This is a genomic window from Flavobacterium hankyongi, from assembly GCF_036840915.1.
GTDB lineage: Bacteria > Bacteroidota > Bacteroidia > Flavobacteriales > Flavobacteriaceae > Flavobacterium > Flavobacterium hankyongi.
The window spans coordinates 1,073,217-1,097,536 of the sequence record NZ_CP085725.1 but is presented as its reverse complement, the minus strand read 5'-3'; the positions used below and the strand labels follow the sequence as shown (position 1 = coordinate 1,097,536).

30 protein-coding genes are annotated in these 24,320 nt (G+C 30.9%); 15 read left to right on the top strand and 15 right to left on the bottom strand.

The window, feature by feature from the left end; genetic code table 11:
• The first annotated feature begins 7 nt into the window (after positions 1–7).
• From LJY17_RS05085 to LJY17_RS05030, 12 genes are all read left to right on the top strand, one after another.
• Entirely contained in the window at positions 8–1,165 is a 1,158-nt protein-coding gene (locus LJY17_RS05085; RefSeq protein WP_264542771.1) for a hypothetical protein, read from the top strand.
• Positions 1,166–1,177: 12 nt separating this feature from the next.
• Positions 1,178–1,738, top strand: coding sequence for a LemA family protein (locus LJY17_RS05080; protein ID WP_264542770.1), 561 nt, complete (start codon positions 1,178–1,180; stop codon positions 1,736–1,738).
• The gene (locus LJY17_RS05075) at positions 1,722–2,078 is read left to right on the top strand and encodes a hypothetical protein (RefSeq protein WP_264542769.1); all 357 of its coding nucleotides are present in this window, start codon (positions 1,722–1,724) and stop codon (positions 2,076–2,078) included. Before LJY17_RS05080 ends, LJY17_RS05075 begins: the two co-directional genes overlap by 17 nt.
• A 147-nt stretch (positions 2,079–2,225) precedes the next feature.
• Entirely contained in the window at positions 2,226–2,990 is a 765-nt protein-coding gene (locus LJY17_RS05070) for a hypothetical protein (protein WP_264542768.1), read from the top strand.
• Positions 2,991–3,021: 31 nt separating this feature from the next.
• The gene (locus LJY17_RS05065; protein ID WP_264542767.1) at positions 3,022–3,513 is read left to right on the top strand and encodes a DUF4280 domain-containing protein; all 492 of its coding nucleotides are present in this window, start codon (positions 3,022–3,024) and stop codon (positions 3,511–3,513) included.
• A complete protein-coding gene (locus LJY17_RS05060; protein WP_264542766.1) occupies positions 3,513–6,776 on the top strand; it encodes a LysM peptidoglycan-binding domain-containing protein in 3,264 nt (1,087 codons plus the stop codon). The genes LJY17_RS05065 and LJY17_RS05060 overlap by 1 nt, the downstream gene beginning before the upstream one ends.
• Complete coding sequence (locus LJY17_RS05055; protein WP_264542765.1) at positions 6,773–7,708, top strand: hypothetical protein; 936 nt, start codon at positions 6,773–6,775, stop codon at positions 7,706–7,708. The genes LJY17_RS05060 and LJY17_RS05055 overlap by 4 nt, the downstream gene beginning before the upstream one ends.
• Before the next feature lie 15 nt (positions 7,709–7,723).
• Complete coding sequence (locus LJY17_RS05050; RefSeq protein WP_264542764.1) at positions 7,724–8,344, top strand: hypothetical protein; 621 nt, start codon at positions 7,724–7,726, stop codon at positions 8,342–8,344.
• Positions 8,345–8,361: 17 nt separating this feature from the next.
• Positions 8,362–8,967 (top strand): hypothetical protein, encoded by a 606-nt coding sequence (locus LJY17_RS05045; RefSeq protein WP_264542763.1) that lies wholly within the window; start codon positions 8,362–8,364, stop codon positions 8,965–8,967.
• A 135-nt stretch (positions 8,968–9,102) separates the two neighbouring features.
• Positions 9,103–9,816, top strand: a complete 714-nt coding sequence (locus LJY17_RS05040; RefSeq protein ID WP_264542762.1) for a DsbA family oxidoreductase — start codon at positions 9,103–9,105, stop codon at positions 9,814–9,816.
• A 73-nt stretch (positions 9,817–9,889) separates the two neighbouring features.
• Positions 9,890–10,462, top strand: a complete 573-nt coding sequence (locus tag LJY17_RS05035; protein ID WP_264542761.1) for a Crp/Fnr family transcriptional regulator — start codon at positions 9,890–9,892, stop codon at positions 10,460–10,462.
• Between the two features lie 156 nt (positions 10,463–10,618).
• Positions 10,619–11,401 carry a type 1 glutamine amidotransferase domain-containing protein gene (locus LJY17_RS05030; protein ID WP_264542760.1) on the top strand — a complete coding sequence of 261 codons (783 nt, stop codon included), beginning with the start codon at positions 10,619–10,621 and terminating at the stop codon, positions 11,399–11,401.
• Positions 11,402–11,487: 86 nt separating this feature from the next.
• On the opposite strand, the gene LJY17_RS05025 is transcribed toward LJY17_RS05030, so the two are convergent.
• The 8 genes from LJY17_RS05025 to LJY17_RS04990 form a co-directional block, all read right to left on the bottom strand.
• Positions 11,488–12,177: a Bax inhibitor-1/YccA family protein gene (locus LJY17_RS05025; RefSeq protein WP_264542759.1), complete on the bottom strand. Its 690-nt coding sequence runs from the start codon at positions 12,175–12,177 to the stop codon at positions 11,488–11,490.
• A gap of 284 nt (positions 12,178–12,461) precedes the next feature.
• A complete protein-coding gene (locus tag LJY17_RS05020; RefSeq protein ID WP_264542758.1) occupies positions 12,462–13,337 on the bottom strand; it encodes a cation diffusion facilitator family transporter in 876 nt (291 codons plus the stop codon).
• A gap of 111 nt (positions 13,338–13,448) precedes the next feature.
• On the bottom strand, positions 13,449–14,174 hold the full coding sequence (locus LJY17_RS05015; protein ID WP_264542757.1) for a phosphodiester glycosidase family protein: 726 nt from the start codon (positions 14,172–14,174) through the stop codon (positions 13,449–13,451).
• A 40-nt stretch (positions 14,175–14,214) separates the two neighbouring features.
• Complete coding sequence (locus tag LJY17_RS05010) at positions 14,215–14,856, bottom strand: class I SAM-dependent methyltransferase (RefSeq protein WP_264544881.1); 642 nt, start codon at positions 14,854–14,856, stop codon at positions 14,215–14,217.
• Between the two features lie 143 nt (positions 14,857–14,999).
• On the bottom strand, positions 15,000–15,383 hold the full coding sequence (locus tag LJY17_RS05005; RefSeq protein ID WP_264542756.1) for a DoxX family protein: 384 nt from the start codon (positions 15,381–15,383) through the stop codon (positions 15,000–15,002).
• A 20-nt stretch (positions 15,384–15,403) separates the two neighbouring features.
• Positions 15,404–15,817 carry a VOC family protein gene (locus tag LJY17_RS05000; protein ID WP_264542755.1) on the bottom strand — a complete coding sequence of 138 codons (414 nt, stop codon included), beginning with the start codon at positions 15,815–15,817 and terminating at the stop codon, positions 15,404–15,406.
• 32 nt (positions 15,818–15,849) lie between these two features.
• A complete protein-coding gene (locus tag LJY17_RS04995; protein ID WP_264542754.1) occupies positions 15,850–16,299 on the bottom strand; it encodes an SRPBCC family protein in 450 nt (149 codons plus the stop codon).
• A gap of 12 nt (positions 16,300–16,311) precedes the next feature.
• Positions 16,312–16,725, bottom strand: coding sequence for an SRPBCC family protein (locus tag LJY17_RS04990; RefSeq protein ID WP_264542753.1), 414 nt, complete (start codon positions 16,723–16,725; stop codon positions 16,312–16,314).
• Positions 16,726–16,868: 143 nt separating this feature from the next.
• Between LJY17_RS04990 and LJY17_RS04985 the strand changes: the two genes are divergently transcribed.
• A complete protein-coding gene (locus LJY17_RS04985) occupies positions 16,869–17,846 on the top strand; it encodes a GlxA family transcriptional regulator (RefSeq protein WP_264542752.1) in 978 nt (325 codons plus the stop codon).
• A gap of 29 nt (positions 17,847–17,875) precedes the next feature.
• On the opposite strand, the gene LJY17_RS04980 is transcribed toward LJY17_RS04985, so the two are convergent.
• The 7 genes from LJY17_RS04980 to LJY17_RS04950 all read right to left on the bottom strand — a co-directional run bounded on the left by LJY17_RS04980 (position 17,876) and on the right by LJY17_RS04950 (position 21,928).
• A complete protein-coding gene (locus tag LJY17_RS04980) occupies positions 17,876–18,373 on the bottom strand; it encodes a MepB family protein (RefSeq protein ID WP_264542751.1) in 498 nt (165 codons plus the stop codon).
• A gap of 23 nt (positions 18,374–18,396) precedes the next feature.
• Positions 18,397–18,741 carry an MmcQ/YjbR family DNA-binding protein gene (locus tag LJY17_RS04975; protein WP_264542750.1) on the bottom strand — a complete coding sequence of 115 codons (345 nt, stop codon included), beginning with the start codon at positions 18,739–18,741 and terminating at the stop codon, positions 18,397–18,399.
• 57 nt (positions 18,742–18,798) lie between these two features.
• Positions 18,799–19,254 carry a DUF1440 domain-containing protein gene (locus LJY17_RS04970; protein ID WP_264542749.1) on the bottom strand — a complete coding sequence of 152 codons (456 nt, stop codon included), beginning with the start codon at positions 19,252–19,254 and terminating at the stop codon, positions 18,799–18,801.
• A 154-nt stretch (positions 19,255–19,408) separates the two neighbouring features.
• Positions 19,409–19,747: a hypothetical protein gene (locus tag LJY17_RS04965; RefSeq protein WP_264542748.1), complete on the bottom strand. Its 339-nt coding sequence runs from the start codon at positions 19,745–19,747 to the stop codon at positions 19,409–19,411.
• A gap of 220 nt (positions 19,748–19,967) precedes the next feature.
• Complete coding sequence (locus LJY17_RS04960; protein ID WP_264542747.1) at positions 19,968–20,312, bottom strand: hypothetical protein; 345 nt, start codon at positions 20,310–20,312, stop codon at positions 19,968–19,970.
• Positions 20,284–20,931 carry a hypothetical protein gene (locus LJY17_RS04955; protein ID WP_264542746.1) on the bottom strand — a complete coding sequence of 216 codons (648 nt, stop codon included), beginning with the start codon at positions 20,929–20,931 and terminating at the stop codon, positions 20,284–20,286. The genes LJY17_RS04960 and LJY17_RS04955 overlap by 29 nt, the downstream gene beginning before the upstream one ends.
• Before the next feature lie 361 nt (positions 20,932–21,292).
• Complete coding sequence (locus tag LJY17_RS04950; protein WP_264542745.1) at positions 21,293–21,928, bottom strand: heavy metal-binding domain-containing protein; 636 nt, start codon at positions 21,926–21,928, stop codon at positions 21,293–21,295.
• Positions 21,929–22,396: 468 nt separating this feature from the next.
• Here LJY17_RS04950 and LJY17_RS04945 point away from each other — a divergent pair, with 468 nt between their 5' ends.
• Positions 22,397–23,752, top strand: a complete 1,356-nt coding sequence (locus tag LJY17_RS04945; RefSeq protein ID WP_264542744.1) for a sigma-54-dependent transcriptional regulator — start codon at positions 22,397–22,399, stop codon at positions 23,750–23,752.
• A 165-nt stretch (positions 23,753–23,917) separates the two neighbouring features.
• Positions 23,918–24,199: a DUF7674 family protein gene (locus tag LJY17_RS04940; RefSeq protein WP_264542743.1), complete on the top strand. Its 282-nt coding sequence runs from the start codon at positions 23,918–23,920 to the stop codon at positions 24,197–24,199.
• The last annotated feature ends 121 nt before the right edge of the window (positions 24,200–24,320 follow it).

Sequence of the window (24,320 nt, the reverse complement as noted above, 5' to 3'; positions counted from 1 at the left end):
AATATAAATGAACGAATTTCTAAACTCGATCTTAAACCAGGATATTGACAATCCACTAATTATTTTCCTAATGCTTTTTAGTTTAGGAATGGCTATATTTCATACAGTCATTGTTTCAGTATTGTTTGAAATTAAAATCAAAGGTTGGTTTTTCTTCGTTTTTAATCCATTGGTTTTAGGGGTTACAGCACTTCTTTATAAACAAGCAGTTTTCTTGGTTTTTTTAGTGATGGTAATTTCTGTATTTGCTCTAGGTATTATAGGAATGATTTATGCAGGAATAAGAGATGGTTTCAAAGAATCAAAAAAGAATGAGAGATTTTACAAAAAATACAACATCAAACCCAAGTCAAAAACTAGGAAGACTATATATGGATTATTAACTTTAGTTCTTTTTGTAGTATTAGGTCTGAGCGGGTTTTACATGTTTTTGATCATATTTGCTATAATCATTTTGCAACCCTTTTTGCCTAACAATAAGAATAGGTTTTTAAAATTTCAAGGTATTTTACCTACTTCAAAAATTCATACTGTTGCCATGGGGCTTGCTGAGGTTAAGGGTAAGTTGCAGTATAAAGAACGACCAATTTTAGCTCCTATAAAAGACAAAGAATGTATAGGCTTTAGATATGTAATAGAGCAAATATCCAGAGATAAGGATGGAAAGACAAGTTATACAACCATTTTTGAAGAAACTAAATGTAATCGTTTTTACATCGAGGACGAAACAGGGAAAATAGAAGTAAAACCTGAGGAATTAGAAATGATTTGGCTTTCTGAAAACTCACAATATTCCGATAGTGGAAAAAGATTTACGCAGTATTTGTTGCAACCAAACGATCAAATGATTCTTGTGGGAAAAGTTAGTCTTGAAAACAATACCCCTGTTTTTGAGTACGAGAGTATAAAAAAAGTTTTTGCCATTGCACCTTTAGATAAGCTAGAAGAACATAATGAGTCAAAGCCTTTTACAGATTCAATCCATAGATTTACAGCTGTTTTTGTAATGATTGTAGCTTTAATTTTAATTACCCCAATCAAAATAGAAAAAAACACAATTTTTATAAGTAAACCTCAATTTGGTAATCCATTTAAGGATGTCAAGAGTTTTGAGGATTTTATGGAAAAGATTCACGAACAACCTGAAAATGAACAAACCAATTAATATTTAAATTTTATGCCAACTATTGTATCGTACATACTTATAGCACTTTTAGTAATTATTGTTGTTTCATCAATAGTTTCAATGTATAACAAATTAGTGATGTTGAAATTTAATGTCGAAAAGGCATTTGCCAACATTGATATTATTTTAAAGCAAAGAGCTGATGAGATTCCTGAAGTAATAAAGGTGCTAAAAGAATCGATGCGATACGAAGAAAGTGTTTTAGAAAAACTGACGCAACTGAGAACTAGCTTTTTAAATACTAAAAGTAATGATGAAAAAATTACCCTTTCTAATGATATAGCCAGTACATTAAAAAACGTTTTTTCAGTTTCAGAAAATTATCCTGATTTAAAGGTAAACCAAAATTTTTTATCACTTCAAGCAAGAGTATCTCAAATTGAAGATGCAATTTCTGATCGAAGAGAATTTTTTAATGAAAGTATAAATATGTACAATATTGGAATCAATGAATTTCCAAGTTTTATACTTGCTAAATTGCTTTTTTATAAAGAAAAACCGCTTTTAATAATAACTGAAGAAGAAAAAAAATACAATGGAATTCAGTTCTAGTTATGTTGGTATTTTAGATTTGATGGTTTCAGAAAGAGACGCTTTATTGGTAGCTTTTATTTTTGGAGTAATGGGAGTTGCCTTTGTAGTGTTCATTTTAATGGCATTATTAAAAAGATTTGGAGCTCATCAATTCATTATTAATTTATTTTTGCTTTTAGGAAGTACACTTTTTATTTGCCTTTTCGCGGGTTTGATTGTCTTAATGCCTTTATTCTTCATGGGAGTTTCAGGTTTGAAAATGTTGCTAATATGGATAATTATGTTTTTGATGATTTTTTCATTTTTGATTTATCAATTCAAAGTTATAGGTGCTAAAATCAAAAAAGTTATGAATTGATTTAATTAAAAATCCATAATCATAATAATCAACTGTTTATTGATCCTTTTTTTTAAAACTATCAATTATCTTTTTACAAAAAATAGCACAATTTGTATTTGTAAAATATAAGAATTGTATTACATTAGCTACATTCTAAATTTAGTTATGAATTTATCATTTTCATCCAATCAAAAGATATTGACTCACACTCAAATAGGTAAAAAAATCTTTGAAGTTAGTCACAAGCAATATGTGAGCGGTTTGCTTGACAAAACACTTCAGTACGAAATGGAGGTAACGCTGTTGGGACAAGCAGCAGCTGGTGTGACAGGTTATGAAATTGATAGAAAAAATGTACTCATAGATAAAGAGGAGCCAAATACCGTTTTTGAAATCTTGGCGATGGAATGTGGTAAAGCACTTTTTCCGCTTCGATTTTCTGTAGATGAGAAAGGGAATGTAGTTACTATTTATGAATACCCTAAAGTGTTAGAGCGTTGGGAAATTATTAAAAGTCAATTGCTTAACTATTATGAAGGAGATATGGCTGTGAGCTATATAAAATGTAATGATAGTAATCTTAAAAATATTGAAACACTCAAAAAAATGCTTAGGAATCAGCTGTTTGGTTATTTTTTTTTCAATCCGTTGATTAAAAAGAATGCAGAGAATAAGCAATCTGTTATTTGGAAAACAGCTCCGTTTATGGATTTTGAGGGAGAAATACAGATGAATAATGCGCAAGAAAATGTGAATACAACCGAGTTAATCTTAGAGTCAGATTCACCGTTTATAAAGATTACTGCGCAATATACATTTGATGAAAAAAATAAAAGTATAGATTCTTGTAAAGCTTCTATTGTTCAGGATAATGATACAAAAATTGAGTTGTCTTTTATAGCAAAACAAGCTGAAGTATCACAAAATTAATGGTAGTAATGTGTAATTTTTAGTAAAAGCCATGTCAGAAAAACATCTAGTTTGTCAAGGGGCAATTTGCCAATGTAAGTTTGGTAGTACGCCAGATAAGTTGAAAGTCAAAACCCAAAAGAAAACTTTCATCAATGATCCAGAAGGTAGCGAAAAATTAATGGCTACTAATAAGGATATTGGTCAAACATTCGAAAAAAATACTTTCGGACCTTGTAAGCAACAACCCATACCGGGAGGATACAAAACCTGTCAAGCACAGGTTACACAATGGACTGGTTTTTACGAGAAAATTACCTTAGATGAAAACAAAGGTAAAGCACTTACGGAATCTAGCAAAGCCACTTGTCCTATTGGTGGTCCTGACTGTATTACAATAACAGATCACGGACAAAAAGCAAAGCCAAGTCAGCAACAAGCCAGAAAAGCCAATCCAACGGCTACCAATCAGCTTAATCCTGCTGTAGACACAGCTTCATATCAGATTGAAGAAGAACAAATGCAAACCAATCACGCTGAATAATGAACACAAAGTACAACGACTTTAAGACACATACTGTTAAGCAGAATGAGACAGTTCAGGATATTTGCATGTCAAATAATATTTCTGAAAGTGATTTAGCACAAGCCAATCCTCAAATTCCACTTGCTTCCTATGGCGGAGGGTTCTTTAGTTCAGAAAAGTTTAAGTTAGATATTAAACCCGGTGACGAACTCAAGATTCCTTTTCATAATGAAGAAAAAGATAAAAAGGGTGTAAAAACTATAAAAGGCAATAACACTGTAAAAGTAGGTATTTGGGAAAATTATGAAGTAACCGATTGGTTTGAAGGTACCCCTGAAGAAGACAGAACTGAAGAAAAAGTAAAGTGGGATTTGTATTATATGCAAAATGGCACTAAACCCGAGCTTGTTTTACAGAAAGAAGAAGGTAAAATTCGTTTTCAGGAAAAAGCTGTTGGTAATAAATACAAAGTAGTGGCTTATCTTGATGAACCCAATTTAAACAATGGTAGCGCGTTATTACTTAATGTAGAAGCTTCTGAGAAAAAAGAAATCTTAAGTATTAAAATATCCGATGTAAACAATAAACCCATTAATGGTACATTATCTTATGGACAAATCATAAATGTTCATGTAGAAACGACAGGAATGAAAGGTGAATATATTGATATATCATTATGGGAGGATGATGCAAAAGGTGAAGGACATAGCGATACTAATAAATATAATGAGGTTGATAAAAAAGAAAAAGTATTAATTGGGAATAAAGGTGTTGCACATACACAGTTTACTTTGAAACCTGATTTCAAAAAAATTGCCAATGCTCATTTGTCTAAAGGAGATTCTAGTGAAGGAAGTCAACACGAATATTATGTAACAGCCTATGCATCTGGTGAATCTAAGGCTAGTCCTAATATTAACGTAAGGAACCCTGATTATAAAGAAAAGAAGAACACAGAAACCCAGGATCATTTAAACGGAAACAAACCTAAACCTTCAGCACCCGATTATAAAGGACCAGCAAAAAATGAACAACCCAAGCCAGCAACATCAGATCAAACAGGGATAAGCGCTATTTATATTACGGATGACAAAGGTGTTAAATTGACTAAGAGTGCTTATGGTAAAACAATAAGGGTATATGTAGCTTCTAAAGGTCTTAAAAATAAAAAAGTTAGACTGTGGTTATATGAGCATGATACTTTCGATTCTAATGATGAATTATATTCAAAAGACATTATTATTACTTCAGATTTATGTTACGATAACATAAAGCTTACAGAAAAGATGCAAACCAAAGGGAATGAATACGAGATAGGTGAAGGTATTTCTCAAGAATTATTTGCTCGAGCAAAAATAATGGATGTCCCAGCTCATATTATTAGTAAAAGTTTAAAGGCAGATGTTACTTCTACAGTTGTTGATGTAGCAGAGAGTACTACAGTGGCGAAGGTGGCTGATTCTAAGGTTGAAGCGCCAAAAGGCAATAGCTGTGGAGAGAAATTCTGTATTAAGAAAGGTGATAAGAGTGAATTAATTCGTGAAATTAATATACGCCTTGCAGGTTTTGGAGGAAATGTGCCAACCGATGAATTTACAGATAGAACTGAAAAAATGATTAAGCAGTTTCAGCGAGACTATATGAAAGTTCCTGAGACAGGAAAAGTGTGTGGAAATGTGTTGTTAGCAATAGACGATTTTTCACTTAAATTTGATATATCAACTGCTATTTGGAATCAGCTTAAATGTAGTTGTTCAACCAAAGGAAAGCAAGTAATAAGTAAACTTAGAGGTATTAAAGAGCTTAATAGTTGCAGTGGTTTTGGTGATTCGACAGGTAAGGATACTTATGGTGGAAATGCTAAATCTGAAAAATTTCACAGATATGAATATCCAGGTATTCACCGCTCTTTACTTTTTGGAATAAAAGCATTACAATTTTACTTTAGCAAGCAGACAACTTATAAAATTGATCAAATAACTTCAGGTTATAGATGTCGTTTTAAAAATTATACAACAACTAATCATCAAGGTAAAGCAATTGATATTCAATTTAGTAAGGGAGATTGGCAAATTAGGGGAGAGCAAAAAAAGAATTTAGAGCCATTAAGAGATATAAGAGACAGTCTTTATATTAAATATCTTGGTGCACAAAAAGAATGGCCTGCTAAAAATTTGTTTTCCATTGAACCTATCGATTTGCTTTATGACAAAAAAGGAAATGTTAGATTTGATCATACTTTTAGTTGGATCCATGTTGATGTAAGAGAGTTCGATTCAAAATATTTAGAGGATAAGTATTTTTGTAAAAATTCAACTTCTTTAAATAGTAAAAGTATAATGCAATTAGCCAGAGAAAGTGGTTATGAAAATACATGTGCATGCATGGCACCTAAAGCAGTTGTAGAACCACCTAAAAAAGAAACTAAGTCTGGTTGTTATTGCAAGAAAGATTTGACAGAAGATTTATTGAAAAAAATTGCATCTAATGCAACTGATGCAAATGTGAAAAAATATTTAGATGGATTCAATAAGACTTTTGATAAATTTAAAATGGATAGTTGTTTGAAAAAAGCTCATTTTTTTGGACAAGTAATAGTTGAATCAGGAAGTTTTAAATATAATGTGGAACAAGGAAGTGCAGAATATTTAGCTAAATATGGTGGTTGGCATGGTCGAGGGCTAATACAATTGACTTCAAAAGCTAATTATGAAGAATTTGAAAAAGCAATTGGAGAAGATTTTACTTCTTCTGAAAAAAATAGAGATAAAGTCGCAGAATCTCCTTATGCAGTATATTCGGCTGGTTGGTTTTGGGACAATAGAAGTTTAAATGATTTAGCAGCTAATAATGACTTTATTTACATCTGCTATAAGGTTAATGGAGGGTTTAATCATATTGATGATAGATTAAAAAGTGTAAAAAAAGGTTTTGAAGTTCTTTATGATAGTTGTGTTAATGACAAGAATAAAAAAACGGATTATAAATTTTCAGAGAGTAAGGCGTATAATGTAAAAAAAGCTGCTTTTGCTTGGGGACTTTGGCATGATTCTGCTTTTGATAAAAAAGGATGCGAAAAGAGCAAAGAAAAGGCAATTGAAGGATATCAGCGCTATGTTGATATGACTACATCTACTGATGATGAGACAAATTGGTATGGAATATCTGGATTAAGTGAATTTTCAGATTTAGTATATACTAAAGTTATTTCAGGAAAAGTCAAGAAGTTTGTTAATGTAAGAAAAGCAGCAGAAAAAAGATTAAAAGATTTAAAAAAATGAGAAAAGTAATGTTTGTAGTTTTGGTTATCAATTTATTTTTTCCAATAACCGGAAGAGCTTTAGAATTAAATAAAGTAAGCCAAAAGCCAAATGAAAAAATAAAAGGATATTTTAATAATGATAGTTTAGAAGACTATATAACTATTGATAAAAAAACATCTGATGTAGTATATTATTCAATTTATTTGAATTTAGGCAAGAATTATGTGAAAACGACATCTTTTGAAGTTAGTAATGATACATTCAATGGTATAGAAAACGCTTTGGAAAATTCGTTTATTAGTAACCCTAAAAAAGGTGAATTGTTAATTGGAACATCTTGTTGTGGAAGTCTTAAGCAAACCGAAACTAATTATTATAAATATTTTGATGAATGTAAAAATTGGATTTTTTATAAAACCATTACCTCTGTTGTTGAGGAAGATAGAGTTCCAAAAATAGAATTAAGTTATTCAGATTATTTGTACACAATTGATAACAAAAAAAACAATAACAATAGCTTAAGTAAAAAGGAATCAGTAAATAGGATTACAGAAAAGCAAACCTACTTAGATTCATTATACAATAAGTTAAAAAGCGCTTCAAACAATAAAACAATTAATGCAATTGACGCTAATTTAAATTTTGATGATTTAGCAGAACTATTATATGTTATACCAATTAGTGATAAAAATATTAACAAGTATAATGATTTGGCTTACTATTTAAGCCAAACCAAAAGCGGAAAAACTAGTGCAATTTTTTTATTAAAAAGTATAATTAAAAAAAATGAAACAAGAGTTGTGACATATTTAAATATTGCAGATGCTCAATGGGACACTGAAAGAAAAAATGATGCTAAAAAGTCATATCAAAAGTATATTTCCTTAATGAAATCTCAAAATAAAGATTTAAATAAAATCCCTCAGAGAGTAAAGGATCGAATTAAATAATTTAATATTTTAAATATGAAAAAGTATATTTTTTTAGTTAGTATTTTTTTGTGGACTCTTTTTAACTGTAAGAGTAATGATAGTGATACTAAAATTGTTCAAAATGTAGAAACAAAAAACGAAGTTATTGCTACAGAGAATAAAAATGTAGGGAACAAGGACACTCTAACAAGTAATAAAGAAGATACTAATATACCTATTAATTTAGTTAATTTGCCTTTCGATTTTGAGGAAAAAAATAAGTTAGCAAATCAAAATGAAGCAAAATTTAAAGAAGTTTACCCTACTTTAAAAGAAGAGAAATTCGAAAGTATTAAGAAAATAATATATGAGAATAATGAAGATAATCCTGATCAGATTTTCCAAATAAATAACGGAGGATTAAGTTTTGATACTTATGTTTATTGTACATATGGTGACTCAGATTCACAAACATTAATAAATATAAATAACAATAAGATTATTTCAAGTGAATCGATTGGGTATGCAATGCCAGAAAATGAGACTTATCAATCATTTGTTATAAATAAAGATATATCAGTCATAGTTTATGATATAAATTATAATACTAGATCTAAAAAAAGTATAGAGAAGTATCAAATTAAAAAGGATGGTTTAATTATAAAGCTTAAATAAGTTTAGTAAGTTAACAAATGAAATTTTTAAAACAGTTTTTTAAAGTAGTACCAATTATTATTTTTTCTTTATTTCTTAGTTGTAAAGAAAATGAGGTAGCAAAGAACAATCTAGAAAGTACAAAAATAGATACGGTGGCTACTGTACAATCAAAAGATACTCTAGTTGAAGCATCAGCAACTGAAAATAAAGAATGTCTGCTAAAATCTACTTTAGAGTTGCCATATTCTAAAAAAATTGACATTAATAAAATAAAGTACAGTACTACAGACTGTAAGTTTGAAGGAATTGATGAATTGCTTTGTGATAGCAGTACATTACGCTATATAGCATTACCTAATTTTGAAAACAGCAAAGTTATTTTAGTTCCTGTAGATTGTGGTGATTTTGATTATAGGTTTTTTCTTGCTACAATTTTTGAAAACAAACTTCTTTCAAAACTTTATGTGGAAGGAGAATGGCATGAACCTGGAGACGATTCTTATAAAGAAATAACAAGTTTTTCAATTGATGAAGATTATATAATTACAGTAACTAAAAAATCTTTGGAAAATGGTAAAAACACGTCTACAGAATCTTTAAAGTATTCTATCGATTCTGATGGAAGTTTTGTCAAACAATAAAGTATTTTCCATTTAAATAGAATATAAGAGCTGCTTTTAGCAGCTTTTTTGCTTTATAATAACATACCATTCAGCTCTTTTTAACTGAAAATTAAGGAAAAGAAAATTCCCAACTTTTACCTTTGCAATAAAAACATGAATTCTAAACTTACACTAGATATTTGGTCTGACATGCTTTGTCCATTTTGTTTCATAGGTAAACGAAATTTGGACAAGGCATTAGCACAATTTTCACATGCAGCAGATATTGATATTCGTTGGCACAGTTATCAATTGGCACCAAATTTAGAATACAATCCAGATAAAGATGCGCATCAGGCACTAGCAGATCACAAAGGAATGTCGTATGAAACAGCAAAACAATTAAATGAACAAGTAGTCCAAATGGCAGTTCACTCAGGTATTACTTTTGATATCGACAATATGAAATGGGCCAATTCATTCTTGGCACACCGTTTATTGCAATGGGCCAAAACAGAAGGGAAAGCACATGAACTGGAAGAACGTTTGTTTGAGGCTGTATTTGTAAAAGGCGAAAATATAAGTGACACTAAGCAATTGATTAATATTGCTAAAGAAATAGGACTATCAGAAACCGAAGTAGAAAAAGCACTCACAGGCGATTTTTTTACTAAAGAAGTACAAGAGGATATTAGTAATGCACAATATGTGGGTCTAAGAGGTGTTCCTCATTTTGTAATTAATGATCAAGCAACTTTTAGTGGAGCATTATCTCCAGATAGTTTTTTACAAATCCTTGTACAATACCATGAGAACTGGAAAAAGAATCAGGATATTTCTGTTGGTCTAGCTGGTGAAAGTTGTGATATTGAGGGTAATTGTGAATAATTTTTTTCTGTATTTATTATAGTGAAATTTTCTTCTTAAAAGTCCATTTTATTACTTTTGCCCGTATCATTTTATGGAAGAAAATTACACGCTGTTACGTAAACATATAGAAGAAATTATAGCACTCACCGATGAGGAGTGGATTTTTGTGTCACAATTTTTCAAATATAAAAAGCTAAAAAAACATCAGTTTCTTGTTCAGAAAGACGAAGCTGTCCCTGCGGAATTCTGGATTATTAGCGGACTTACAAAAGCGTATGCTATAGATAGTAATGGGAAAGAACATATTCTTCAATTTGCTTTGGAAGAGTATTGGACAACAGATTTTAATGCTTTCCAAAATCAAATTCCGGCTACTATTTTCATTGATTGTATTGAAGATTCAGAGTTTTTCTCACTTCGTTTAGAAGATCTTAATATGCTTTGTGCTGAAGTACCAAAAATGTCAAATTTTTTCCGAATAAAATCGCATTACGGATATATTGCCTTGCAACAACGTATTTTGTCTTTACTAACTGAAACGGCCGAAGAACGATACAACAACTTGATTAAAAAACTACCTAAATTAATACAACGCGTTCCTAAAAAGATGTTGGCAGCTTATTTAGGAGTTACTCGAGAAACTTTGAGCCGTCTGAAAGCATAAAATGTGATTTACCTCACCCCAAAAGGTTGATTTATCTCCTTGCTAACGTTTCCAAATATTATGAATTTTGTACTATTGATTTTATTAATAGCGATATAAACAACTATTGTGTAAAACCAATGAAAAGTAATTTATATAATTTTTAAATTTATAACTATGAAACAAATTATTAAAAGAATACAAAAAGGAGTAATGATTTTTTCAGGTTTTGCTCTTATGATTTCAGGAACAGAAGCAATGGCACAAACGAAACAAGCTAAAAAAATGAAAAAGATTTTATTTGTAGTAACTAGTCACGATAAAAAAGGGGACACTGGTCAGCCTACAGGCTATTATTTAAGTGAAGTTTCTCATCCATGGGAAGTGCTTCAAGAAGCAGGTTACGAGATAGATTTCGTGAGCCCTAAAGGAGGTAAAGCGCCTGTTGATGGTTTTGATTTAAAAGATCCTATTAATAAAAAGTTTTGGGAAAATGATGTATATCATCACAAGGTTGAGAACACTTTAAAGCCATCAGAAATTAATCCATCAAACTATGTTGCGATTCATTTTGCGGGTGGACATGGAGCTGTGTGGGATTTACCAGATAACGCTGAAATTGCTTCAATTGCAACAAAAATTTATGAAAACAACGGAATTGTAAGCGCTGTTTGTCACGGTCCGGCTGGAATTGTGAATATTAAATTGAGTAATGGAAAATATTTGGTTGATGGGAAAAAAGTAAACGCTTTTACTAATGAAGAAGAAACAGCAGTTGGTCTTGAAAAAGTAGTTCCATTTTTATTAGAAGACAAACTTAAGGAAAGAGGAGTGATTTTTGAAAAATCAGGTGTATGGCAATCTCATGTTGTGACTGACCAGCGTTTGGTTACTGGGCAAAATCCACAATCGGCAGAAGCTGTTGGAAAAGCAGTTCTTTCTGAATTAAAAAAACTATAATTCTTTAATTTTTATTTTAAATAAAAATCCCTGATTTAATGATATAATCAGGGATTTTTTTATGTTTATGAGAGGAAAGTTTCCGTTTAGTTTTTTCTACTCATTAAGATACGTAAAATGTACCAAAACAATAACATTACTGATGCGAAAAGACGCAATGCAGCTCCCACATATTGTTCTGTATTATATTGATCTTTAAGTTTGCTAGTTTCATACAAAATACTTGCTGATGCTAATACAACCATTCCTACAGAAAACCAAAGGCCAAGGTTGAAGCCAAAAATAGCTCCGCAAACAATTAATCCTAATGCAATAAATCCTCCAACAGTAATTGCAGTTCTTAAAAAAGAAAAATCTGCTTTAGTAAGAAAAACAACAGCTGTCAATCCAGAAAACATAAAAAGTGTAATTAAAGCAGCTTGTGATAAAATTTCAGTTCCCGCAGTTGCCATTGCAATAGTAATAAGCGGTAAGAAAATAATAGCTTCTAAAATTACATAAGCACCTAAACCTAGATATTGTTGCTGACGTGAAGGATGAAAAGTCATTCTTTCAGACAAAGATGATCCTAACCACATTAATCCAATGATGAATAACCACATGAATTTGTGTGCTACCATACCAATAATCCACTCAATAGGAAGGATGTTTAGTAATAGAGTTTCTACAACAATAAAAGCTAAAATGGCTACAGCTACGTGTGAATAGGTTTTTTTGTAAAATTGAGCTTTTTCTAACTCGCTGGCCTGTGCTACAATAATGTTTTCGTTTTCCATATTTAAATATTGTTTTTGTTACCGATAAAAATAATAAAAAGCAATCACATTACATTACAAGTTGTTTAAAGATAATAACAAGTTATTAAGAAGTAAATATTGCTAATTTATAATATTAAGAACAGAATGTTCAACTTATTGCTAAGGTTAATTAAGATTCATTGATGATGTAACAGTATTGTGTGATAAGTTCTTTTTTAAATTATGTAGGGTTTTTGATGAGAATCAAACTAGAGTAATTGTATCAGTAACAAATTAATATGATCTATCTAAGAATATTTTTTCTATTCATTAGGTTCAATATGTATTAAAACATGTCCTAATTGAGGTATTTCGTATCGTAAAGTATCTTTTAGGTCGTGTGCTATTTCATGACCTTGTTTAACAGAAATATTTGCATCTACAATGGCGTGAAGATCAACATGATATTTCATTCCAGCTTTTCTAATAAAGCACTTTTCGGTTCCAAAGATACCATTTACAGTTAGTGATATTTTTCGAATATCATCAATTAAATCATCATATAAATGTTCGTCCATTATTTCTCCAAGAGCGGGTCTAAAAATCAAATAGCTATTGTACAAAATAAATCCTGAAGCAAATAATGCTGCCCAATCGTCGGCGGTTTCATAACCTTTACCAAAATATAGGGCAATAGAAATACCAATTAAAGCAGCAATAGAAGTAATTGCATCACTTCTGTGATGCCAAGCATCAGCTTTAAGAGAGGAGCTATTTGTTTCTTTTGCTTTTTTCATAACCAATTGAAAAGAAATTTCTTTCCAGATAATTAGCGGGATAACAACAAACAATGTCCATACTTTTGGGAGTTCGTGTGGTGTTCCAATGTTTTTTATGCTTTCATAAGCAATTATTGTTGCAGATGTAATTAAAAAACCGACTACTAAAAATGTAATTAGAGGTTCTGCTCGTCCGTGCCCGTATGGATGATTTTTGTCAGCAGGTTTGTTCGCATATTTTAACCCGAATAGAACCAATAAAGAAGAAAAAATATCTGTTGTTGACTCGATAGCATCTGCAATTAATGCGTATGAGTTTCCAAAAAGTCCCGCAATTCCCTTTATTACAGCTAAGCTTGCATTTCCAATGATACTGAAATAAGTTGTTTTTATTGCTGTTTCTTCGTGAGTAGCTGCCATTCTTTATTTTCGAGTTTCTTTGATGAGGCCAAAGGTTTTATTGATGTCTGCAAAGATATAGCAAAGATTTATTGAAAAAAGTAAAATGTTATTGCTATAAGCAATGATAATTTATTTCGTGACTCCAATTATCACTCCAAAATCACCATCAGTTTGAATCCATTTTTTTTCAGGTAAATACATTCTTGATACAAAACCGTCTAGATAAAGAGCATTTTTGCAGCCAAGATTTTTGAAAAATTCTGCAAACTCATAGAAATTTATTTCCTTTTTAGACATTGCAAATAATACCTCATTATTAGGTAAAATTCCAACACCATTCCTAATGTTCAAATTAGTTGAATTTTCTTTGAAAGCAGTATGAATGGCTCCATTAATTACTAGCATTGGCCCGGATTGTGTAGCATATTTTATTTTGTCATTATCTATGAAATCATTTGACAAACAAATTTTAGCTGTTTTATCAGTTGTTAAGTAAAAAATTCCATTTGGTTTAAGATAAAAATTACCGTTGCCTCTTGTTGTAGTGTCAATTTTATTTTTCGTAATCTTATTTTCGATGTAAAGACCTTGAGGAGAATTATCTTTTTTATACATCCCACCATTTGTTGCGAAAACAAGGTTTTGTTTTTTCTTGTTCAACCAAAGTCTTAAATTTTCTGCATTTTTAAAGTTTTTATCCTTTTCGTTTTTCCAGTAAAATTCAATTTTTAGTTTCTTTGGATTAACAATATAACTTATAAAACGTTCATCATCAATTTTTGATTTATCAGACTGAACAAAAAAGCCTACTGAAACAAGCAAAATTATAGATAGAATAGCTACTTTTTTAGTCATTTTAAAAATTGTTGTAGTTAACGTTTTAGTTTGTGGTTTACTATTTTTTTCGACCAATAAATCGTATTACAGAACCTTTACCATTATGAAAAAGGCCCTCATTAAGTTCAATTTCTGTTTCTACTAATTCTAAAATTTCGTAATCTGGAAAGTCAGCTTTTATTTCCTCTATCGAAAATAAACTTTCAATATCTCTTGGTCCACCAACTTTTTCATTAGCATTCACATAATCGATATGCTTTTTACTAAAGGCTTCAAAAATAATTGTTCCGCCAATTTTTAAATACTGTGCCAGTGTTTTGTGTAACTTTGATTTAATATCAGCGGGGAAGTGCGCATAAATTAACGCTATTGTATCAAATTGTTCATTCTTATAACCAAGAGATTGTAATTCTCCAACTTTATAATCTATAGTTGTGTTATTCTTTTCGGCAAGTATCATTGCTTTGTTTTTGCCTTCTTGGCTAATGTCAAATGCAGAAACTGTCCAACCTAATTTGGCCGCAAATACAGCATTTCTTCCTTCACCTTCAGCAGGAAAAAGTATTGTTGCTGGAGATAGTTTTTTTAATTGCTCTTCTAAGTAGTTGTTTGGTTCTTCGCCATAAGCAAATTCTTCATTACTATATCTATTATCCCATCTGGCAGTCCAGGCATCGTTTAAACTTTGGTTGTCATTCATAATGTGGTTTTTCTTCTCGGATATTTTATGTTTAGTTTGTGGTTGAGTTTTTGTCATTCTTACGAAGTTCCGAAAAAAATACCAGAGATTTAAAATAAACTTTAAATCTCTGGTATTTGGTAAATAATTATTGATGTGTTCTCTTAGCTATTGTATTCATTTTTAGGTGAATAAATCTTGTTGTAATACGTGTAAGAGATTCCTAATATTACCAAAAACAGCAATGGAAAGAATGACTGAAAATCTACTCCGTCTACTGCGAAGTGACTAATACTCGCAAATAGAAAATTAAATGTAAAACCAGCATAAGCAAATTCTTTAAAACGTTTAGGAATTTGTGGAATTACTAAAGACAATGCTCCAAGTATTTTAAAAACCACCAATGCGTTTCCAAAATAAACAGGATAGCCTAAATGACTAATACCTTGTTTGGCTAATTCTGTTTGTGAAGTTAGTGCAGGCATAACTCCTTCCATTAAAAAAAGGATGATTGTTGTCGTCCAATAAATTATTTTATCTTTTTTCATTTTTTATAGCATTTTAGTTGTTAGATTTTTTTTGTGTAATTAAGTATCCAATGAGTACCAAACTTATCGGTAAGGTCACCAAACAAAGCTCCCCAAAAGCTTTCTTCTAATTTGTGATTTGCTGTTCCTCCTGCTGAGAGTTTAGCATAACAATTTTTAATTTCTTCTTCACTGCTACAATTTAAAGAAAGTGAAACACTGTTGCCTTTAATGAGACCTTTTTCACTTACCATATCGGAGCCCATAAGTATCAAAGCATTTTTAGTAAGGGTAGAATGTAAAATACAGTTTTTCATTCGCTCTGGCATGTTGGAAGACAATGGAGATTCACCAACAGTCTGAAAAACGAGCTCACCACCTAAGCATTCTTTGTAGAATGTCATAGCCTCCTTACAGTTGCCATTAAAAGTGAGGTAAGAATTTATTTGTATCATTTACTTTTCAATAAGTATTTAGAATCTAATTTTTACGCATCAGGTATATTTGGCTCAGTCAATTTTTTCAACTTTTCTAATGATTCCTGCCAACCTAAATAGCACATTTCTGTTGGAATCATATCAGGTATGCCTGTTTGTGTAATATGTAATTCTGTGCCACAACTTACAGCTTTTATTTGTACTGTTGTTACCATTTTTCCTGATAGATTAGGATCGTCAAATCTATCTGAATATTTTAATAATTGATTAGGAACAATTTCTAAATATTCACCACCAAACGAATGGGAATTTCCTGTGGTAAAATTGGTAAAACTCATTTTGTAAATACCACCCACTTTAAAATCTAATTCGTGTACCTTACAGGTAAAACCAAAAGGAGGTAACCAGCTTGCCATGGCATCTGCATCAGCAAAGGCACGAAACACTTTCTCTGGAGAGGCTGTTAAAACCCTGTGCAATGTTACTTTGTTCGTTTCCATCTTCTTTATATTTTAGTTGTTTTCTGTATAATTTTTAAAATTATTTAAAATGGCTTGCCATCCGCCTTTTTGCATTTCAATAGAATTTTCTGTTTCTGGATCAAAAGAAACAATAACTTCTGTTTTGTTGCCATTGTCATCAAATTGAACGGTAGCAGTTCTTCCACCAAATTCATAAGTAAACTCTTGACCTTCTTTGATATCAGTGTAAATAGCTTCAAAGTCAAAACCAAAACTACCATCTTTTGCTTCCATTCTGGCTTTGTAAGTGCCACCAATTTTCATATCGTTTTCGGCTTTAGGGCAGTGCCAACTTGGGTCTGCAAAATTCCAATTAGTAATGTGATTTGGAGAATTATAGTAATTCCAAACCTTTTTTGCGTTTGCTTCAACAGTTGCTTGAACTGTGATTTTTGAGTTTTTCATTTCTTTATTTTTTTAGATTGTTTATTTATACTACAAAGATGCAACGACTATTTATATAGTACTATGTGTAATAATGACAACTAAAGGGTGATTTACGACAAACTTTGTTTTATATTTATTCTTGTAACTAAATTATATAGAAAATGAAGAATGTAAGTATTCTTGTTCCTGAAAATTCGGTAATGCAAGCCATTGCTGATCCGCAATATTTGTTTTCGGCAGTAAATCAGTTTATGGCTGTATCAGGTAAAATGCCATTGTTTAATGTGGAGTTGGTAGGTTTAAAAAAACAAGTGAAAATCAATGATGGTTTATTTTCTATTAATACATCACAGCTTTTAAATGAGGTAACTAAAACAGATTTAGTTATAATTCCTGCTTTGTTTGGTGATATGAAAACAGCCATTGATGCTAATAAAAAGGCCTTGCCTTGGATAAAGGAACAATACAATAATGGGGCAGAAGTAGCTTCGCTTTGTGTAGGCGCTTTTTTACTGGCTTCTACAGGTTTACTTAATGGTAAAAAGTGTTCAACACATTGGGGTTTTCAAAACGAATTTCAGGAGATGTTTCCTGAAGTAGAAGTGATAGATGGTAGCATTGTTACCGAAGAACAGCGATTGTATTCAAGTGGTGGTGCTATGTCTTATTGGAATTTATTATTGTATTTGGTAGAGAAGTACACCGATAGGGAAACGGCTATTTTGGCTTCCAAATATTTTGCTATTGATATTGATAGAGATAGTCAAGCAGCTTTTGCAATGTTTAAAGGGCAGAAAAATCATACTGATGAAGCGATAAAACAGGCTCAGGATTTTATTGATAAAAACATTCAGGAAAAAATTACGATTGATGAATTGGCAGATTTGGTTTCCTTAGGAAGAAGAAGTTTTGAAAGACGATTTAAAATAGCGACAAATAATTCTGTTCTGGAATATATCAACAGAGTAAAAATTGAATTTGCAAAACGAAGCTTCGAATCAAGCCGAAAAAATATTAACGAAGTAATGTATGATGTAGGCTATACTGACACAAAAGCTTTTCGCTCTATTTTCAAAAAAATCACTGGACTTACACCAGTTGAATATCGTAACAAATACAATAAAATGGCGATGGTATAGTATTCTAGATATTATTAAGAGATGTATTCTTAATCTGAATTAAGTATTAGATTAAATTTTTGAATACTTTCAACTTCGTTATTCAGATTTATAAAGTATTCACATTGCCAAGATTTTGTTTTTTCGGCTTGTTTATTTTCTGTTTTCGTCCAGTCTGGATAAACTCTGAAGCCTCGTTTTCCAACTTTCTCATTTGTTGTCAAAATTTGGTTTTTACTAAGTGCTAATTTTGGAAAAAAGAAAAAACCAAATTCATCGTCTTGTTCGGTAACAATGATGTAAAAATCAAAATTATCTTTAGCAGTAAATGGTTCAGTTTCTTTGTTAGAGTTTCGTCTCCATAAAGTTACGAACTGGCCAACTTTTTTTGGAGTTATTTTAGCTTTTCTGAATTTGATATTCAGTTGATTCAAGCAAAAATTAAAGCCTAAATATTCCTCACATTCCTTTTCATTCAGCAAATTTGTAATTTTTAAATTACTAATTTTAAAAATTGATTTTTCAATTCTTTTTAATTCATCTATCATTTTTTCTTTTCTGTTATCCTGTTTTAATAATTTAATCTAACCTGATTGGCAAGTTTTTTTGGAGCAACTTCGCAGTATGCAGTTGTCAAAGCATCTATAAATAGATCTTTATGAACTTTACTCATTTCAATTAGTGTCCACCCTTGTTTGCCCCATTTATTGTCAAGAGGAAAAATAATGGTTTCATCGGCAGATGAAAAAACATTTTGATCAATTTCTGATAGTTTGATGCAAGTTCGATTTTTTGTCTCATCATAAGTAGCAAAAATTTTTTTCTTTACTCTGAAAGAAGTTTTTTCAAAATGAGGTTCTTCTGTTGTTTCTGGAAACGAAAGTGCTAATTCTCTTAAAATATCGATAGTAATCATTTGTTTTATGTTTAAGTAGTTTCTCGATTATGATTTATAGAGTGTTATTTTATTTTCTCATTTCAGTGAATTAGAATAAAAGCGTTTCGTGATAAGTGCAATTGGGATACCTATGCAGAAAAATAAGATAGCTATTGCGATAACATCTTTTTTCAAATTGAATGGAGAAGGTTGAATTTCACTCAGTGGAATAATTATTTTAGTTGTTACTATCCAAGCGGTCAATGCTACTAAAAACGAACTCAGTAAAATATTTTTATTCAATAAGGGAAACTTAGGGTAAAAATAGAAATAAGTAATAACACACATAAACACGATAAAAAAGTGAACTAACAAGCCAAATAACATATACTCGATTCCTCCAGAATATGCCGTTTTGCCAAATATGCCACTCGCAATAAACTTTAGTACAATATCAGGCGTCAACCCTTTTAATATATAAGTTTGAATGGATGCGGCAGTTATATCTAAACTCCCAGCTATAAGAGTAGTTTTAAGAATGAGTTTCCACATTTGCACTAGTTTTAGGATTTTAGAAATACAGCTACTAATATTCCGCTTTTGCCGTCAGTTAATGTGCGGGACTAATTTGTTTCTGACTAAGATAAGGTTTTTGAGTGGAAAATTGGCGCCTGACTTAAACAACTTCGGCTATTTTATCAGAAAATTATTTTGTATTTTTTTCTGTATCCTTTATTGAGTTTCCTATAATAATTGAGATGATTGTGATGAGTATCGTAGTTATGATTCTCAATATATCAGAGTTCAAAATGAAATTTGTGATAGTTGATGTTATTCCGTTAATAATTATCATCAGAACTATTGTTTTTTCTGAATTTATAAGTGTTTTATTAAGTCTAACACGATGATATAAAAATACAATTGAAGCAATTAAGGCTATTACATTCCACAAGTAAAATTTATCGGTTTTAATTTTCTCAAAAACTAAATAGGATTGTAGTATAAGTATGAAAATCCAATAATATTTTGGGTAGTCTTTCTTCATATATCTGTTTGTTTACTTTTTCTTATTTGTGATAATTGTTAAATTCTGTACTGTTATTTTGGTTTAAAAAAAAATCAAAGCCTGTTTGCTTTATTACAATTTCAAAATCTCTTTTTACCGAAATTTGTTATCAGGTATAAATGCCAAAAGTATTTCTCCAATTTTGTAAATAAAAAAATCACGAGCGAGACGCTCGTGCCAGCAGGGGGGAGCAGTAGTTTTATTTTTTTTTCATTTGATTAAAAAAGAATTTTATCACTTCAAAATTCATATCTGATGTCGTCCAATGTCCTACATTTTCATAGGTTTTAAAAATTGGAAAAATATTCTTTTTTTGATATAGCTCCTGACATTTTAAATACCTTTCCTGTACTTTTTCGCTAATATTATTATTAATTATTTGACGTTCAATATCATTGTAAGCATCATCAAACTGAACAGCATCATTTTCATCTAATTTTCCCATATAGATGAATTGAGGGATTTGCTTATAGGAGTTTATATCAAAATTTTTATCAAATAAATTGCTGAAGTCGTTAAGTCCCAATGGATAATTTAATTTCATTAATTGTATTTTGAGGAAGCATGAGTTCTCCATTAAACCCACCAATGGCTAATGCTTTTATAATTTGAGGGTGAATAAATGAAAAGCGGTTTGTAAACGTAGCTGAAGCAGAAAACCCATTCATAAAAATTTTTGACTCAACATTAATACCCATAGCGTCTAAAACCATTTTAGCATCCTTGATCATTGCTAATAGTTGTAAATCTAACCGTTTTAGTGTAGGAGATTTTTCAAGTATTACATCGCGATCTAAAGCATGGGTGTACATTAGCTCTTGTGAAGCTGGCCTTGGAAAAATAGGAACAAGTAAAGGGATTTTTAGCATGGTAGAAATGTTGTTCCCGACCGAACTTACAGATGCTAAGTCAATAGCATTTTTTTTGTGTACTTCCATACTGTCAGTTGGTCTACCTGTATTGTTTGGTTCTACTAATAGATATATTTTATTACTTAAGGGAATTTCTTTAGGAACAAATAAGATATAATCATGATAGAATCCTTTTTCTGGATTTTTTTTGATAATAAACAAAGTATCTTTTTTAAGAGATTCTAACGTAGAACTTTGAGAAAAAGAAGTTATATGAGTGATTGAGAGAATAAAGAAGAAAATAGTACGCATTTGCATTTTTATTTATTTCAAATAGACGATTACATAAGAAATTTGTTACCATTTTTTTTAATTATTGTTTGTGTTTGTTTAGTTGGAAACATTTGTGAGCTTCATAACTGATTATTTTCTATTAAAGATAGGATTCTTTGTAAAAAAGAACTTCATTTTTAAGGTTAATCATTGCAAGAGAAAAGAAAAGTAATGAAATATTCTATTCTTTAAGCAATAGTAATAATCTAACTTCTAAAGAGATTGTCGATATCTACAAACAGCTATGGGAGATTGAAGTATTTTTTAAACAATATTTAGAATAGCACAAAGTCAGGAGACTTTGCGCAACGAGGTAGGAGTTGTTAGCAGTAGTTACATTTCAAAGATCTAGTGGAAATGTTGATAGATAATTAAATCTTGAATTTATTTCAGTTAATCTTGTAATGTCCCTTGAACGTTCTTCCCCAAGAATTTCTAAGTTTTTTAATTTCACCGCCGTTCCACCCATACAGACCATTAACATTCCCTTATCTCCGCCGATTTCTGAGTAATCAATATCAGTAGCTATTACTGCATTTCCGCCAATATCAATTGTTTTTTTTCGTAATTGAGTAAAACAAAGGTCTTCGCCATTCTTTAATTTTTTGTTAAAACGTTCCGATTGAACACCAAAGATATCACTAAATGTCGAAGTGAATTCAGAAATGACACCAGTTCCAGTGGTAGTTTGACCTGTAATCATATCTAAAATTTCGTAATCCCAATTAAGTGGTGCTTGTATGGAAATAACAGGAATTTTAAATATCAACTTTTCAATTTCTTTGAGTAAGTTATTTTTTTCGGTTGTAATTAAAAGCCTAGTTTCTAAATATAAATCTTCTCCACATTTATTGCAATACTGGGTTTCTGGATTGCCACTAAAAACATTTATTAGATTGTTTTTGTCTTTAGATAGCAAAAAGTTGTTATTGAACATTCCTGTCATTTTGACTTGACAATTAGGACAGTTTTCCATGTTAAAATGTTTTTTATATTTAATAGTTTCCAATTAACTACCGCTAACTCATAAATAAACAATAATTATTTTGAATATTTTCGCTTAATTTAATTGTAATACTAAGATAAAAAGTATCTGTAAGAAAAATTATGGTTTCCCATAAAAGAGTGAAATGTTTTTAGTTTAGGGTCACAACTTTAAAAACAATAATTAAAAGTTGCCTATACATTTGTTGTGAGAAAAAAAATATTTTAAAAAGTTTTCTCACAAGGCTGTGAGAATTTTTATTGTGAGAGAAAAAAATCTCACAAACTTTTTCTCACAACAGTCTAGTTATAATGCAACGACTTAGAACGTTGTTTTTTGTGAGTATTATAATCTTTCATTAGAAAAAAACTCTCCATTTATGAAATAATTTGAAAGTTCAATGACTTTTAAAAGTTGCTGCATCAATCAAAACTGTAATTTTGTACAAATTTTACTCCATTGAAAAAAATACTCATCATCGACGACGAAGAAAAACTTCGTGGATTAATTGCCAGAATCATTTCTTTGGAAGGCTTTGAAGTCATCGAGGCAGGAGATTGCAAATCAGGTTTGAAAAAACTGGAACAAAGCACAATTGATGTTGTATTTTGCGATGTTAAGCTTCCTGATGGCAATGGTGTAGATTTGACCGCTGTTATTAAAGAAAAGAATCCCTCGGTTGAAGTTATTTTACTAACCGCTTATGGTAATATTCCAGATGGAGTTCAAGCCATTAAAAACGGAGCTTTTGATTATATCGTGAAAGGGGACGATAACAATAAAATAATTCCACTCCTTCATCGTGCTATCGAAAAAAACAGTCTTACAAAAAGAGTGGCACAACTCGAGGCGCAATTGGAATCCAAATTTTCTTTTGATGGGATTATAGGAACTTCCAAATCATTGCAACAATCTATCGAATTAGCAAAAAAGGTAGCAATGACAGATACTACGGTTTTTCTTACAGGTGAAACTGGAACTGGGAAAGAAGTTTTTGCACAAGCCATTCATCAGTCAAGTCTTCGAAAAAATAAAAGTTTTGTAGCAATAAACTGTTCAGCTTTTAGTCATGATTTATTGGAAAGCGAAATGTTTGGTCACAAGGCTGGCGCTTTTACAGGAGCCACAAAAGACAAGAAAGGACTGTTTGAAGAAGCCAACAACGGGACAATATTTTTAGATGAAGTAGGGGAAATGGCCCTTGATCTACAAGCCAAACTACTTAGAGTGATTGAAAATGGAGAATTTATAAAAGTTGGAGAAAGTAAAATAACCAAAGTCGATGTTAGGATAATTACCGCAACCAATCGTGATTTGCGTAAAGAAATCGAAACTGGTCAATTCCGTCAGGATTTATATTACCGTCTTTCGGTTTTTCAAATTCAATTGCCAGCATTGCGTGAGCGTGTGCTTGATATTGAACTTTTGGCAAAATACTTCCTTAATTTATTTACTTTAAAAACGAATAAAAAAATAAAAGCTATTTCAGATGATTTTATTCAATTGCTAAAACTTCATACTTGGCCAGGAAACATTCGCGAGCTTAAAAATGTTCTGGAGCGAAGTGTTATTCTAGAAACTGAAAGTGTGTTGATGCCCGATAGTCTTCCTATCGAAATTCAGGAGCTCAAAGGAACAAATCAGGATTCAAATCAAGATAAAATGCTATCGGCTTTTTCATTGGCTTCGGCTGAAAAACTTCACATTCAAAAAGTACTGAATTATACAAATGGCAATAAAACTGAAACGGCACGATTACTCGGTATTGCTCTAACTACACTATACAGAAAACTGGAAGAATATAAAATTAGCTAAAAACACTATCGTTTTGAAAGTCCTAACCCTATCGTTTTGATAGGGTTTTTTATTGTTCAAAATCTTGAAAACAGTATAAAGCCAATAAAATCAATTGGTTAGTGGTATTGGTGTAACTCAGGCCCGTTTTTTGGCATAAGTGAGAAAAATAAATTTCAATTATTTATGAAAAAAGTAAATACTAACCTGATTAAAAAAATGGAACGTTTTGCGGAAGTAACCGTAAACAGTTTGAAGTTGGGCAAAATGGTTAGAGCAAAAAGATGCTTTGCTCTGGCAGAAGATTTATTTCAGAAAGGAAATGCTGAAGTTAAAAATGCCATTTCAAATGTGTATCTGTACTCAGTATCACATTATCTGGAACTCAATCATTTTACAATGAAACAGTTTTTACCTGTAGAACTTCACAAGGAATATGTAAAACAAATTAATACTTCGGGGGTATGATGACAATAGTTTTAACGGGAGTTGGATTGCTTTGCTTCGCACTCCTTTATGTATCGGTTAATTATTTTGAAAAAATTTAAGATATGATAGCCTTATTTATAATTGCCATAGCAGTGTTTGT

Coding starts and splice junctions, on each gene's coding strand:
- LJY17_RS04990 (WP_264542753.1), bottom strand. CDS start 16,725: ATGAAAAACTCAAAAATCACAGTTCAAGCAACTGTTGAAGCAAACGCA.
- LJY17_RS05030 (WP_264542760.1), top strand. CDS start 10,619: ATGAAACAAATTATTAAAAGAATACAAAAAGGAGTAATGATTTTTTCA.
- LJY17_RS04985 (WP_264542752.1), top strand. CDS start 16,869: ATGAAGAATGTAAGTATTCTTGTTCCTGAAAATTCGGTAATGCAAGCC.
- LJY17_RS04955 (WP_264542746.1), bottom strand. CDS start 20,931: ATGCGTACTATTTTCTTCTTTATTCTCTCAATCACTCATATAACTTCT.
- LJY17_RS04965 (WP_264542748.1), bottom strand. CDS start 19,747: ATGAAGAAAGACTACCCAAAATATTATTGGATTTTCATACTTATACTA.
- LJY17_RS04960 (WP_264542747.1), bottom strand. CDS start 20,312: ATGAAATTAAATTATCCATTGGGACTTAACGACTTCAGCAATTTATTT.
- LJY17_RS04980 (WP_264542751.1), bottom strand. CDS start 18,373: ATGATAGATGAATTAAAAAGAATTGAAAAATCAATTTTTAAAATTAGT.
- LJY17_RS05045 (WP_264542763.1), top strand. CDS start 8,362: ATGAAATTTTTAAAACAGTTTTTTAAAGTAGTACCAATTATTATTTTT.
- LJY17_RS05070 (WP_264542768.1), top strand. CDS start 2,226: ATGAATTTATCATTTTCATCCAATCAAAAGATATTGACTCACACTCAA.
- LJY17_RS05005 (WP_264542756.1), bottom strand. CDS start 15,383: ATGAAAAAAGATAAAATAATTTATTGGACGACAACAATCATCCTTTTT.
- LJY17_RS05035 (WP_264542761.1), top strand. CDS start 9,890: ATGGAAGAAAATTACACGCTGTTACGTAAACATATAGAAGAAATTATA.
- LJY17_RS04995 (WP_264542754.1), bottom strand. CDS start 16,299: ATGGAAACGAACAAAGTAACATTGCACAGGGTTTTAACAGCCTCTCCA.
- LJY17_RS05020 (WP_264542758.1), bottom strand. CDS start 13,337: ATGGCAGCTACTCACGAAGAAACAGCAATAAAAACAACTTATTTCAGT.
- LJY17_RS05065 (WP_264542767.1), top strand. CDS start 3,022: ATGTCAGAAAAACATCTAGTTTGTCAAGGGGCAATTTGCCAATGTAAG.
- LJY17_RS05040 (WP_264542762.1), top strand. CDS start 9,103: ATGAATTCTAAACTTACACTAGATATTTGGTCTGACATGCTTTGTCCA.
- LJY17_RS05075 (WP_264542769.1), top strand. CDS start 1,722: ATGGAATTCAGTTCTAGTTATGTTGGTATTTTAGATTTGATGGTTTCA.
- LJY17_RS05080 (WP_264542770.1), top strand. CDS start 1,178: ATGCCAACTATTGTATCGTACATACTTATAGCACTTTTAGTAATTATT.
- LJY17_RS05010 (WP_264544881.1), bottom strand. CDS start 14,856: ATGAATGACAACCAAAGTTTAAACGATGCCTGGACTGCCAGATGGGAT.
- LJY17_RS04975 (WP_264542750.1), bottom strand. CDS start 18,741: ATGATTACTATCGATATTTTAAGAGAATTAGCACTTTCGTTTCCAGAA.
- LJY17_RS05000 (WP_264542755.1), bottom strand. CDS start 15,817: ATGATACAAATAAATTCTTACCTCACTTTTAATGGCAACTGTAAGGAG.
- LJY17_RS05015 (WP_264542757.1), bottom strand. CDS start 14,174: ATGACTAAAAAAGTAGCTATTCTATCTATAATTTTGCTTGTTTCAGTA.
- LJY17_RS05025 (WP_264542759.1), bottom strand. CDS start 12,177: ATGGAAAACGAAAACATTATTGTAGCACAGGCCAGCGAGTTAGAAAAA.
- LJY17_RS05055 (WP_264542765.1), top strand. CDS start 6,773: ATGAGAAAAGTAATGTTTGTAGTTTTGGTTATCAATTTATTTTTTCCA.
- LJY17_RS04970 (WP_264542749.1), bottom strand. CDS start 19,254: ATGTGGAAACTCATTCTTAAAACTACTCTTATAGCTGGGAGTTTAGAT.
- LJY17_RS04950 (WP_264542745.1), bottom strand. CDS start 21,928: ATGGAAAACTGTCCTAATTGTCAAGTCAAAATGACAGGAATGTTCAAT.
- LJY17_RS04940 (WP_264542743.1), top strand. CDS start 23,918: ATGAAAAAAGTAAATACTAACCTGATTAAAAAAATGGAACGTTTTGCG.
- LJY17_RS05060 (WP_264542766.1), top strand. CDS start 3,513: ATGAACACAAAGTACAACGACTTTAAGACACATACTGTTAAGCAGAAT.
- LJY17_RS05050 (WP_264542764.1), top strand. CDS start 7,724: ATGAAAAAGTATATTTTTTTAGTTAGTATTTTTTTGTGGACTCTTTTT.
- LJY17_RS05085 (WP_264542771.1), top strand. CDS start 8: ATGAACGAATTTCTAAACTCGATCTTAAACCAGGATATTGACAATCCA.